General features: G+C 68.8%; 12 protein-coding genes. 8 read left to right on the plus strand and 4 right to left on the minus strand.

Annotation, left to right across the window (positions count from 1 at the left end; translation table 11 throughout):
* From VFL64_RS16410 to VFL64_RS16430, 5 genes are all read left to right on the plus strand, one after another.
* Positions 1-454 (plus strand): ABC transporter ATP-binding protein (locus VFL64_RS16410; protein ID WP_489541451.1); only part of this gene is annotated, 454 nt, incomplete at its 5' end.
* Positions 455-457: 3 nt separating this feature from the next.
* Entirely contained in the window at positions 458-1,327 is an 870-nt protein-coding gene (locus VFL64_RS16415) for a branched-chain amino acid ABC transporter permease (protein ID WP_489541452.1), read from the plus strand.
* 2 nt (positions 1,328-1,329) lie between these two features.
* Positions 1,330-2,319, plus strand: a complete 990-nt coding sequence (locus VFL64_RS16420) for a branched-chain amino acid ABC transporter permease (RefSeq protein WP_489541453.1) — start codon at positions 1,330-1,332, stop codon at positions 2,317-2,319.
* A 74-nt stretch (positions 2,320-2,393) separates the two neighbouring features.
* Positions 2,394-3,614: an ABC transporter substrate-binding protein gene (locus VFL64_RS16425; RefSeq protein WP_489541454.1), complete on the plus strand. Its 1,221-nt coding sequence runs from the start codon at positions 2,394-2,396 to the stop codon at positions 3,612-3,614.
* Between the two features lie 74 nt (positions 3,615-3,688).
* Positions 3,689-4,492 carry an alpha/beta fold hydrolase gene (locus VFL64_RS16430; protein WP_489541455.1) on the plus strand — a complete coding sequence of 268 codons (804 nt, stop codon included), beginning with the start codon at positions 3,689-3,691 and terminating at the stop codon, positions 4,490-4,492.
* Here the strand turns inward: VFL64_RS16430 and VFL64_RS16435 are convergent.
* Together VFL64_RS16435 and argH are read right to left on the minus strand one after the other, a co-directional pair.
* The gene (locus VFL64_RS16435) at positions 4,446-5,342 is read right to left on the minus strand and encodes an alpha/beta hydrolase (RefSeq protein ID WP_489541456.1); all 897 of its coding nucleotides are present in this window, start codon (positions 5,340-5,342) and stop codon (positions 4,446-4,448) included. The genes VFL64_RS16430 and VFL64_RS16435 overlap by 47 nt on opposite strands.
* A gap of 53 nt (positions 5,343-5,395) precedes the next feature.
* On the minus strand, positions 5,396-6,793 hold the full coding sequence (gene argH, locus VFL64_RS16440; RefSeq protein WP_489541457.1) for an argininosuccinate lyase: 1,398 nt from the start codon (positions 6,791-6,793) through the stop codon (positions 5,396-5,398).
* A gap of 139 nt (positions 6,794-6,932) precedes the next feature.
* Here argH and VFL64_RS16445 point away from each other — a divergent pair, with 139 nt between their 5' ends.
* From VFL64_RS16445 to VFL64_RS16455, 3 genes are read left to right on the plus strand one after another with little or no spacing between them, the layout of a single operon-like run.
* Positions 6,933-8,054, plus strand: a complete 1,122-nt coding sequence (locus VFL64_RS16445; RefSeq protein ID WP_489541458.1) for a sensor histidine kinase — start codon at positions 6,933-6,935, stop codon at positions 8,052-8,054.
* Positions 8,051-8,824 carry a LytR/AlgR family response regulator transcription factor gene (locus VFL64_RS16450; RefSeq protein ID WP_489541459.1) on the plus strand — a complete coding sequence of 258 codons (774 nt, stop codon included), beginning with the start codon at positions 8,051-8,053 and terminating at the stop codon, positions 8,822-8,824. Before VFL64_RS16445 ends, VFL64_RS16450 begins: the two co-directional genes overlap by 4 nt.
* Positions 8,821-10,110, plus strand: a complete 1,290-nt coding sequence (locus tag VFL64_RS16455; protein ID WP_489541460.1) for a hypothetical protein — start codon at positions 8,821-8,823, stop codon at positions 10,108-10,110. The genes VFL64_RS16450 and VFL64_RS16455 overlap by 4 nt, the downstream gene beginning before the upstream one ends.
* A 5-nt stretch (positions 10,111-10,115) precedes the next feature.
* On the opposite strand, the gene VFL64_RS16460 is transcribed toward VFL64_RS16455, so the two are convergent.
* A complete protein-coding gene (locus VFL64_RS16460; protein WP_489541461.1) occupies positions 10,116-11,480 on the minus strand; it encodes a DUF3999 family protein in 1,365 nt (454 codons plus the stop codon).
* A partial coding sequence (locus VFL64_RS16465; RefSeq protein WP_489541462.1) for a DUF2339 domain-containing protein occupies positions 11,473-11,751 on the minus strand: 279 nt, incomplete at its 5' end. The genes VFL64_RS16460 and VFL64_RS16465, both read right to left, overlap by 8 nt.

Consider the following 11,751-nt stretch of genomic DNA (forward strand, 5'->3'; position numbering starts at 1 on the left):
CGGCACCTTCCTCACCTTCACGGTGGAAGAGAACCTCGCACTCGGTGCCTACACCCGCAAGGACAAGGCCGACGTGCTGCTCGACCACGAGCGCATGTTCACCTACTTCCCGCGCCTGAAGGAGCGCCGCAAGCAGCAGGCCGGCACGCTCTCGGGTGGCGAGCAGCAGATGCTGGCGGTGTCGCGCGCGCTGATGCTGCGCCCGCGCCTGTTGCTGCTCGACGAGCCCTCGTTCGGCCTGGCGCCGCTGGTGGTGCAGGAGATGTTCGAGATCTTCAAGACCATCAACCAGCGCGACAAGATCAGCATGCTGCTGGTGGAGCAGAACGCCTCGCTCGCGCTCAAGCTGGCCGACCACGCTTACCTGCTGGAGACGGGCCGCGTGGTCATCTCGGGCACATCAGAGTCGATTCGCAATGACGAGTCAGTGCGTCGTTCCTACCTGGGCTACTGATCCATGGACCTCCTGATCCACCAGATCCTTTCGGGCCTCGCCACCGGCGGCATCTACGCCAGCATGGCGCTGGCGCTGGTGATGATCTACCAGGCCACCCACCACGTGAACTTTGCCCAGGGCGAGATGGCGATGTTCGCCACCTACCTCGCCTGGACGCTGCTGCAGGCCGGCATCCCCTACTGGTGGGCCTTCCTGATCACGGTGGTCGTCGCCTTCGTGGCCGGCGTGGTGATCCAGCGCGTGATCATGAGGCCGGTGGAGCATGCGCCGGTGCTCTCGATTGTCACGGTCTTCATCGGCCTGCTGGTCATCTTCAACAGCGTGGCCGGCTGGGTCTTCTCGTACACCATCAAGCCGTTTCCGAGCCCCTTCCCGGAGCAGCCGCTGTTCGGCAACCGCTACATGTCGTCGCACGAGATCGGCTCCATGGGCATCACGCTGGTGCTGCTGCTGTTGCTGTTCTTCTTCTTCCGCTTCACGCCGCTGGGCCTGGCGATGCGGGCGGCGGCGCAGAACCCGGTGTCGAGCCGGCTGGTCGGCGTGCGCGTGGGCTGGATGCTGGCGCTCGGCTGGGGCCTGGCCGCGGCCATCGGCGGCATGGCCGGGATGATGATCGCGCCCATCGTCTACCTGGAGCCCAACATGATGGGCGGCGTGCTGCTTTACGCCTTTGCCGGCGCGCTGCTGGGCGGCATCGACAGCCCCGGCGGCGCGGTGGTCGGCGGCTTCCTGGTGGGCATCCTGGAGAACGTGGTCGGCACCTATCTCGGCAACGAGCTCAAGTTCACGATTGCGCTGATCCTGATCGTCACCGTGTTGGTGATCCGGCCTTCCGGTCTCTTCGGCAAGGTCCACGTCTCGCGGGTATGACCATGAGCACCACGACTCCCCACAAGCCCGCGCTGTCTCGCAACCAGCTCATCGGTCTCGCCGTGTTGCTGGTGGCTGCGTGCGTGCTGCCCTTTCTTGTCGCCAACTACCGCGTGTTCCAGTTCACCCTGGCGCTGGCCTATGCCATCGCCATCCTGGGGCTGAACATGCTGATGGGCTTCAACGGCCAGATCTCGCTCGGACACGGCGCCTTCTACGCCATCGGCGCGTACACGGCCGCCATCCTGATGGACAAGGGCAACGTGCCGTACTGGCTGACGATCCCGATCGCGGGTGTGGTCTGCCTGGCCGCAGGCTTCCTGTTCGGCCTGCCGGCCTTGCGGCTCGAAGGGCTGTACCTCTCCATCGCCACGCTGGCGCTCGGCATTGCGATGCCGCAGATCCTCAAGCACAAGGCCTTCGAGCACTGGACGGGTGGCTCGCAAGGCCTGGTGATCATCAAGCCTGACCCGCCCGAGTGGCTGCCGCTCTCGCAGGACCAGTGGCTCTACTTCTTCGTGCTGGCCTGGGCGGTGCTGCTCTTCTTCGTCGCCTGGAACCTGCTGCGCGGCCGCGTCGGTCGCGCCATGGTGGCGATCCGCGACCAGCCCACCGCCGCGCAGGCCATGGGGGTGAATACGGCGATGGTCAAGTCGCTCACCTTCGGCGTGTCGGCGCTCTACACCGGCATTGCCGGCGCGCTGGGGGCGATCGTGGTGCAGTTCGTGGCCCCGGATTCCTTCGGCATCTTCTTGTCGTTCACGCTCTTCATCGGGGTGGTGATCGGCGGGCTGTCGTCGATCTCGGGCGCGGTCTACGGCGCGCTCTTCATCCAGTTCATCCCCAACGTGGCCGACGAGATCTCCAAGGCGGCGCCGTGGGCCATCTACGGCGTGTTCCTCATCGTCTTCATGTACGTGATGCCCACAGGGGTGGCGGGTTTCATCCGCATCGCCAGGGCTCGGTTTCTACGAGGGCGGGTAAGTCAGTAGGCCCTGGATGCGGTCTGGCACGTTCTCATGCGTACACAGACCTGTGTGTGTTTGACAGTCTGAAAGGAAGCGACATGACATCGAGAACCTTGAATCTTGTTCAATGGGCGGTGGCATCTGCCTCGCTCGCGCTGAGTGCCGGCGCGCTGGCTGCCGGCAAGTACGGCCCGGGCGCGTCGGACACCGAGATCAAGCTCGGACAGACCATGCCCTACAGCGGCCCCGCCTCGGCCTACGGCACCATCGGCAAGCTGCACGTGGCCTACTTCAAGATGCTCAACGACCAAGGGGGCATCAACGGCCGCAAGATCAACCTCATCAGCGTCGACGACGGCTACAGCCCGCCCAAGACCGTGGAGCAGGTGCGCAAGCTGGTCGAGCAGGACGAAGTGCTCGCGCTCTTCAACACCTTGGGCACCGCGCCCAACAGCGCCATTCACAAGTACGTGAACGCCAAGAAGGTGCCGCACCTGCTGCTGGCCACCGGCGCCACCAAGTGGGGTGACCCCAAGGCCTACCCCTGGACCATCGGCTTCAACCTGAGCTACCAGTCCGAGGGAATGATCTACGCCAAGTGGCTGCTCAAGAACAAGCCCGCCGCCAAGATCGCCATCCTTTACCAGAACGACGACTACGGCAAAGACGTGCTCAAGGGGGTGAAGGACGGCCTGGGCGCCAAGGGCGCGAGCATGATCGTCAAGGAAGCCACCTACGAGGTCTCCGACCCGACGGTCGATTCGCAGATCGTCACGCTGCAGGCCTCGGGAGCCGACACCTTCATCAACATCACTACCCCGAAGTTCGCTGCACAGGCCATCCGCAAGGCCTACGACTCGGGCTGGAAGCCGCTGCACATCGTCAACAACGTGGGCGCGTCCATCGGCTCGGTGCTCACGCCGGCCGGCCTCGACAAGTCGGTGGGCCTGATGACGCTGCAGTACTACAAGGACCCCAACGACCCGCAGTGGAAGGACGACCCGGCCATGCTGGAGTGGCGCGCCTTCATGGGCCGCTACTACCGCGATGGCGACCCCAAGGATGCGAGCAACATGTACGCCTACCTCACGGCCCAGACCATGGTGCAGATCCTCAAGCAGTGCGGCAACGACCTGACGCGCGAGAACGTGATGAAGCAGGCCGCCAACCTGAAGAACGTCAAGCTGCCGCTGCTGTTGCCGGGCATGACCATCAACACCAGCCCGACCGACTTCTTCCTGATCGAGCAGGGCCAGCTCGCCAAGTTCACCGGCACGCAATGGGCGGGCTTCGGTGATGTGATCGGCGCGGCCGACTGATCCTGCACGCTCTCCAATGAGGCTTCGAGCCGCCTGCGGGCGGCTCTTTTCTTGCTCACTTCTTGCTCACCACCATGGCATCCACGATCCAGGTCGACGGCGTCGACATCCACATCGAAGGCGACGGCCCGCAGACCATCGTGATGATCCACGGCTGGCCCGACACCTGGCGCCTGTGGGACGCGCAGGTGGCTGCGCTCGCGTCCACATACCGCTGCGTGCGCTTTACCGTGCCGGGCTTCGACATCGCCGCGCGCCGGCGCGGCCTGCCGCTCGACGAGATGGTGGCTTTCTTCGCGCATGTGGTCGATGCCGTGTCACCCGATCGACCGGTGGTGCTGATGCTGCACGACTGGGGCTGCGTCTTCGGACTGCAGTACGCGCTGCGGCACGCACACCGGGTGGCGCGCGTGGTGGCGGTGGACGTGGGCGACAGCGGCTCGCCGGCGGTGGCCGAGTCGCAGACACCCGCCCAGCGCCGGCGCGTGATGAGCTACCAGTTGAAGCTGGCGCTGGCCTGGTACATCGGCGGTGCACTGGGAGACCGCATGACGCGCCGCATGGCCCGCCTGCAGCGCGCCCCCAGCGAGGCGGGCGCGATCTGCGCGACCATGAACTTCCCTTACGCCATGCGCTGGATGGGCGCGCTCGGCGGCTTGCGCCACGCGCTGGCGCCCCGGCCGGTGTGGCCCACGCTCTTCATCTGGGGCACGCGCAAGACCATGATGTTCCACTCGCCGCAGTGGATCGCCGCGCTGCAGGCCCGGCCCGATTGCCGCATCGTCGGCATCGACGCCGGTCACTGGATGATGGTGACGCGCGCGAAGGAGTTCAACGCGGCGGTGCTGGCGTGGCTGGGGTCGCCCCCGTCTGCGTGATGAACGCTGACACGTCGTCGAGCACCGACGACATCCAGCGCAGCGACCACGCCATCGAGGCCACCAGCGTCACGTGGTTGACGCCGTCGTAGAGCTTCAGCGCCACCGGTGCGCCGGCGGCTTGCAGCCGGGTGGCCATGGCGGCGGTGTTGCGCTGCGGGTCGACCAAGTTGTCGTCGCGCGCCGCGCCGAGAAAGACCGGCCGCGCGCTGTGGTTCGCATAGGCGATCGGCTGCGTGCCGGGCGGGTAGTTGGGATGGTTGAACACCGGCTGGGCGTTGGGGTTGCTGATCGGCAGGAACTCGTACGGCCCCGCCAGACCCACCCAGCCGGCGAGCGCCGCGGGTGACTGGCCGGTGCCGCTGAGCCAGCGATCGTCCAGCGCCAGCATGGCCGCGTTGTAGGCCCCCGCGCTGTGGCCCACCGCGAACACGCGCTTCGGGTTACCGCCCAGGCGCCCCGCTTCGCGCAGGCCGTACGCCACGGCCTGTGCACTGTCTTCCAGGAAGGACGGGTAGCGCACCTCGGGGTAGAGCCGGTAGTCGGCCACCAGCGTGAGCACGCCGCGCGAGGCCAGCGCCTCGCCAACGAAGCGGTACTCGGCCCGGTCGCCCCAGTTCCACGAGCCGCCATAGAAGAACACCGCCACCGGCCAGCCGCCGGGCGGGGCGGCGACGGTGGGGCGGTAGACGTCCAGCTTCTGGCGCGGCAGCGGGCCGTAGGCCACGCCTTCCGTCAGCACGTAGGTGGAGCTGGGCGTGAGCTTGTTGAGGCCGGCCGAGCAGCCGGCCAGTGTGGCGCTCAGGGCCAGCGCGAAGGCCAGCCGGTGGAGGAGGGTGAGGAGTTTCATCTGACGTGCATACGTTGGTGCAGCACGTTCAGATGCGTTTCGAGCCGCCGGGTTCAGCCCAAGCGCTTGCGGTGTCGCGCGATCTGCGCGCGCACCTGGGCTGGCGCGGTGCCGCCCAGCACATTGCGGGCGTTGAGCGAGCCGTGCAGGCTCAGCACGCCGAACACGTCTTGGCCGATGGCGGGGTTGAAGCCCTGCAGTGTGGCCAGCGGCAGCTCGCTCAGGTCCTTGCCTTGTCCGATGGCGGTCTTCACCGCATGGGCCACCACCTCGTGCGCGTCGCGGAAGGGCAGGCCCTTCTTCACCAGGTAGTCGGCGAGATCCGTCGCGGTGGCGTAGCCCTTGAGCGCGGCGCGCTCCATGGCCTGCGGCTTGACGATGATGCCGGCCACCATCTCGCTCATGATGCGCAGCGTGTCGCGCACGGTGTCGACCGTGTCGAACAGCGGCTCCTTGTCTTCCTGGTTGTCCTTGTTGTAGGTGAGGGGCTGGCCCTTCATCAGCGTGATCAGGCCCATCAGGTGGCCGACCACGCGGCCGCTCTTGCCGCGCGCCAGCTCGGCCACGTCGGGGTTGCGCTTCTGCGGCATGATCGACGAGCCGGTGCAGTAGCGGTCGGCCAGGTCGATGAAGCCGAAGTTCTGGCTCATCCACAGCACGATCTCTTCCGCCAGGCGCGACACGTGCACCATGGTGATCGAGGCGAACGAGGCGAACTCGAGCGCGAAGTCGCGGTCGCTCACGGCATCGAGGCTGTTCTGGCACACGCCCTCGAAGCCCAGCGTCTTGGCGACGCGCTCGCGGTCCAGCGGGTAGCTGGTGCCGGCGAGCGCTGCGGCGCCCAGCGGCAGCTGGTTCACGCGCTTGCGCACGTCGGCCAGGCGCTCGGCGTCGCGGGCGAACATCTCCACGTAGGCCAGCAGGTGGTGGGCAAAGCTCACCGGCTGCGCCACCTGCATGTGGGTGAAGCCAGGCAGGATGGTCTCGGCGTTGTTCTCGGCCACGCCGACCAGCGCGAGCTGCATCTCCTTGAGCAGCGGCAGCAGGGTGTCGATCTCGTCGCGCAGCCACAGGCGCACGTCGGTGGCCACCTGGTCGTTGCGCGAGCGGCCGGTGTGCAGGCGCTTGCCGGCGTCGCCCACCAGCGTGGTGAGGCGGGCCTCGATGTTGAGGTGCACGTCTTCGAGATCGAGCTTCCACTCGAAGCTGCCGGACTCGATCTCCTGCGTGATCTGCGCCATGCCACGCTGGATGTCGGCCAGGTCTTTCGCGCTGATCACGCCTTGCGCGGCCAGCATGTCGGCATGGGCCAGGGAGCCGGCGATGTCGGCCTTCCACATGCGCTTGTCGAAGAACACGCTCGAGGTGTAGCGCTTGACCAGCTCGCTCATGGGCTCGGAGAAGAGCGCAGACCAGGCTTGGGATTTCTTGTCGAGTTGGTTGGAAGACATGGAGGAGCAGGAGGGTGTAACGCTTGGTAGGCCCGATTGCCGAGCAGCAGGGTTTGGCGACAATTGCGTGACAGCGCAGCGCCTGTGCCAATCGGGTGGCTGCAGACCGCCCGATTCTATTCGGGCCCCCTGGAACCCCATGGCCGAACCCAGCCCACAAGACGCTTCCGCCCAGAGCCCCCGGCTCGGACCGGAACCCACCCGCCCGAGCGAGCTGCCCCACGGCAGCAGCATCTTCGGCCCCACCGGCTTCGGGCCGGTTCAGCCGGCCGTTCGGCCCGGTGCCGGGTCGGCTTTCGATGTGTGCCATGTGGGCGTGGTCCTGCGGGCCTTGTTGTTCGTGCACGTGACGGTGGCGGTTGGCGTGGCCTTTGCGGCCGCCGACATGGGAGGCTGGCTCACGCTGGTGGCGGTGGGGGCGAGCATGGCCTTGCCGGGCGTGCTGCTGTGGCTGGTGGTGGCCTGCCTGCTCAAGCGGGCGTTGGCCCCCTTGCCGCCGGCCGGGCAATGGGTGGCGGCGCTGGGCCTGGGGGCGCTCAGTGGCGGCTTCGGCTGGGGCCTGCAATCCGTCGGGGGCTTGGGCGCGCTGGCCGGCGGCGTGACCTGGGTCGGCCCGGTTCTGGCCGGCGCCGCGCTGGCGGCAGCACTCTTCTACTGGCTCACGCTGCGTGCGCGAGCGCGCCTGCCGGCCGACACCACGGCGCGGCTGGCCGAGTTGCAATCGCGCATCCGCCCGCACTTTCTCTTCAACACGCTCAACACCGCCATCACGCTGGCGCGGCTCGACCCGGCGCGCACCGAAAACCTGCTCGAGGACCTGGCCGAGCTCTTCCGCGTGGCGCTCACCGACAGCGGCGAGTCGGTGAGCCTGGCCGACGAGGTGGCGCTCGCGCAGCGCTACCTTGCCATCGAAAAGGTGCGCTTCGGCGAACGCCTGCAGGTGAGCTGGGAGCTCGACGAAGACGCCGGCGTGGCGCGCGTGCCGCCGCTCTTGCTGCAGCCGCTGGTCGAGAACGCGGTGCGCCACGGCGTGGAGCCCGCGGCCGATGGCGGCGTGATCCGCATCCGCACCCGCATCAAGCGCGCGCATGCGGTGGTGAGCATCGTCAACACGCTGCCCGAGCAGCCCTCGCAGCCCGGCAACGGCATCGCCTTGCGCAACGTGCGCGAGCGCCTGCGCCTGATGCACGACGTGGCCGCGCAGTTCGAGACCCATCGCGGTGATGACTTCTTCCGTGTACAGATCGTGGTGCCGCTGTGACTGACCAATTGAGAGCCCTGCTGGTCGACGACGAGGAGCTCGCCCGCCTGCGCCTGCGCAGCCTGGTGAGCGAATGCCCTTCGCCCAAGGCGCGCGTGGTGGGCGAGGCGGCCAACACCGGCCAGGCCCTGGCCTGGATCGGTGCCAACGAATGCGACCTGGTGCTGCTCGACGTCCACATGCCCGGGCCCGACGGCACGCAGCTCGCGGCGCGCCTGCGCCAGCTGCCCAAGCCGCCGGCCATCGTGTTCGTGACCGCGCATGCCGAACACGCCTTGCAGGCCTTCGACCTGGAGGCCGTCGACTACCTCACCAAGCCCGTGCGCCGCGAGCGCCTGCAGGCCGCGCTGCAGCGCGTGGCCCAGCGCCTGGGCACGCGCGCTGCGGAACAGGTGTCGAACGAAACGGAGCCGGTGCTGCTGGTCAACGAACTGGGGCGCAAGATCCGCGTGCCGCTGTCGGAGGTGCTGTACCTCAAGGCCGAACTCAAGTACGTGACGCTGCGCACCGCCACCCACACGCACGTGCTCGACGACGCGCTGACCGACCTGGAGCAGCGCCTGGGCGAGCGCTTTCTGCGCATCCACCGCAACGCGCTGGTGGCGCGCAAGGCACTGCGCGCGCTGGAGCGCCGCGTGCTGCCGGCCGAAGGGGACGATGAAGCCGCCGAAGGCTGGGTGGTGCGCGTGGCGCCGGTCGATGAATGGCTGGTGGTCTCGCGGCGCCAGGTGGCGGCCGTGAAGGAAGCAATCGCCGAGGGGGGCGTGTGACAGAACAAGCGGACGACGAGCCGCGCTCGCGGGCGCGTTGGCTGGGGGTGGTGTTGCTGGTGCTGGCCCTGGGGGGCGTGGCCTGGCAGGCCTGGGTGTCTGGCTTTGGCGACGAGCCGCCGGCCGGTGCCATGCCGTCCGGCTCGGTGAGGCAACCCACGCTGCGCGAGATGCTGGGCCGCATCGATGCCGCCCGCTTGGGGCTGGAGTCCGGGGCCTCGGCCACGTCGGCCACCGCCGCCAAGCTGACGATCTCGCAGGACGAGGTCGAGGTCTGCGGCCAGGGCCGCAAGAAGGTCGACGACAACGGACAGTTGAAAGACATGGCGCCAGTGCAACTGGCTGCACAGGCCGCGCGCGACCGCCTGCTGCCGGCGCTGCTGGGCAGCCCGGACGAGACCTCGCGCGCCGCCGGCCTGCTGCTGCAGACGCTGGGCGCCCCCGGCCCTGGCGATGCGGCCGCGCCGACCTCGCACCTGCTGGCACGCGACACGCTGGCCAGCATGGCGCTCAGCACCCGCTCGCCGCAGGTCTATGCCTGGGCGATGCGGGCCTGCCAGAACGAACGCAGTGAAGGCATGTGCCAGTTGCTCAGCGCCGACCAGTGGGCGCGGCTGGAACCCAGCAACGCCGTGGCCTGGCTGCAGGTGGCCGTCGATGCGCAGGCGCGGCTCGATGCCGCGGGCGTGGCCGAGGCCATGTACCGCGTGTCGCAGGCCAGCCGCGTCGACGCGCACTGGAATGGCCTCACCGGCCTGGTGATGGCCCGCCTGCCCGCCGAGATGCCGGCGCTGGACAAGGGCGCCCTGGTCGAGGAGCTGATGACGCTGGAGGCCAGCGTGGCCACGCCTCACCTCATCGCCAGCCAGTTCTGCACCGAGGCCGACGTGCGCGACGCCAACCGCCGCCAGACCTGCTCGGCCGTGGCCGATGTCTTCCACGCCCGCGGCACCACGCTCACTGATGTGGGCTTGGCCGCCGCGCTGGGTGAGCGCGTGGGCTGGCCTGCCGAACGCGTGGACGCCGTGCGCGACGAGCGCGATGCCGTGCTGCATGTCTACAAGCAGCGTGCGGCCGACGTGCGCGAGCGCTGGACCTGTGGTGCACTCGACAAGACCGCCCGCCGGATGATCGACGTGAGCCAGCAGGGCGAGATCGCGGTGATGCGCCGCACGCTCAAGGAACAGCCGGAGAATGCTGCCGCGCTGGCACGGCGCTACCGCGAGTCGGTGGCCAAGCCGCCGCCGGGCGGGGCGAGTGGGGCAGTGTCGGTGGCGGTTCGCTGAACCGGCTACGCCGCCTTGGCGGGCCGCAGCAGCGACCACGCCATGAAGCCCATCAGGGCCAATGCACCCAGCAGCGCACCCCACAGCCAGAACTTGCGAGACGGCTCGGATGTCCCGCTGGCTGGCGGCGTGGGCGCCGAAGCCGTCGGTGCCACCGGGGCCAGTTGAACGCTCGCCGTGTCGACCGGCAAGGCCTCGCCGGCCCGCCGCACCGGCATCAGCTGCGCCAGCGGGATCGCAGCGCCCGCGCTGCTCTCACCGCCCCAGGCCAGCCGGTACGGGGCCGGCTCGCGTGCCAGGAACACCAGCGATGCCGCCGGCGCCCCCACGCGCAGCAGCGGCGGCCTGGGGCCGAGCTGGGCCATGCCGCCCACAGGCTGCACGCGCAGCTGCTGCACCTGCCCGGCCTGCAGATGCAGCGTGGGCGAGCGGACCTCGCCCTCCGGCAGGCGCAGCCAGTACACCGTGCTGCGCTGCAGGTAGCTCCAGCTTTCGGGTGCGTCGGGAACCGGGGCTGCCGTCTTGTGGCGCGCGGCCTTGAAGTGGTCGCGCAGGCGGTGCCGGTACATCGGCCGCGCGGGGCCGGGCTCGCCGGGCGCCAGTTGAACCAGCACATCCACCGGTGCCAGCGTGTTGACCGTGGCGAGCTGCCATTCGAGTTGCTCCAGCGGCAGGTGGCGCGGGAGGCGGTAGTCGCAGAACTGGGCGGTGCATTGCACGGGGGCGAGGGGCTCGCTCCATTGCAGCGCTGGCGGCGGCTGGTAGCGCGCACTGCTCAGCACATGGGCACCGGTGAGCGGCGGGGGCGCGCTGCCGGGCGACGGGCGCAGGCGCAGGTAGCGGGTGCGCAGGCCGTTCAGCTCGAAGTCCGTGTGCTCCAGCTTCTGGCCCTGGTGCTGCAGCGACAGCAACTGGGCCGCAGGCGTATGCGTCTGCCAGCGCTGCAGGTCGTTGCTGGACTCGATCTCGAAGCCGTAGATGCCGTTCATGTTGGGCAGCACGCTCAGCCGCAGCTCCAGCAGGGCGCCTTTCACGCTGCCCAGGTCGATGATCCAGCCGCCTTGCTGCGCGGCCGTGACGGCCGATGCCGCGGCCGGCGCTCTGTAGAAGGGCACGGGCTGCAGCCGTGTCTCCTGCGTGGCCGGCAGGTCTTCGTCGGCCCAGGCGTAGGGCACCGGGTCGCCACGCGCGTCGAGCACGCGGATGTCGCTCAGGTCGGCGCGGCTCGTCTGCGCGAGCACGGCCAGCGGCAGCGTGAGGCCGTGGTAGGTGGCGGGGCCTTTCAGTTCCAGCGGGGCCTCGCCCGCCAGGGCGGACGCGGCCCCCAGCGCGAGCAGCCAGGCGACGTGGTGGCGCAGGGTCTCACGCATTTCGCGCTTCCTCGCGGCTGGGCGGCACGGGCGCGAAGTAGCCCACCATCAGCAACAGCAAACCCACCACGATGAACGAGACGATGCGGTAGAGCCCGCCGCGGTCGGCCAGCTCCACGAAGAAGAGCTTGAGCACCACCACGCCCAGCAGCGCGGCACCCACCACCCACACCGCGCGTTGAACACGCTTGTGGCCGAGCATCATCAAGGCCACGCCGACCACCGCCCAGGCGACCGACAGCGCGGCTTGCGTGAGCGTCGAGTCGAACAG

The organism is Rhizobacter sp. (assembly GCF_035702065.1).
Classification (GTDB): domain Bacteria; phylum Pseudomonadota; class Gammaproteobacteria; order Burkholderiales; family Burkholderiaceae_C; genus Rhizobacter.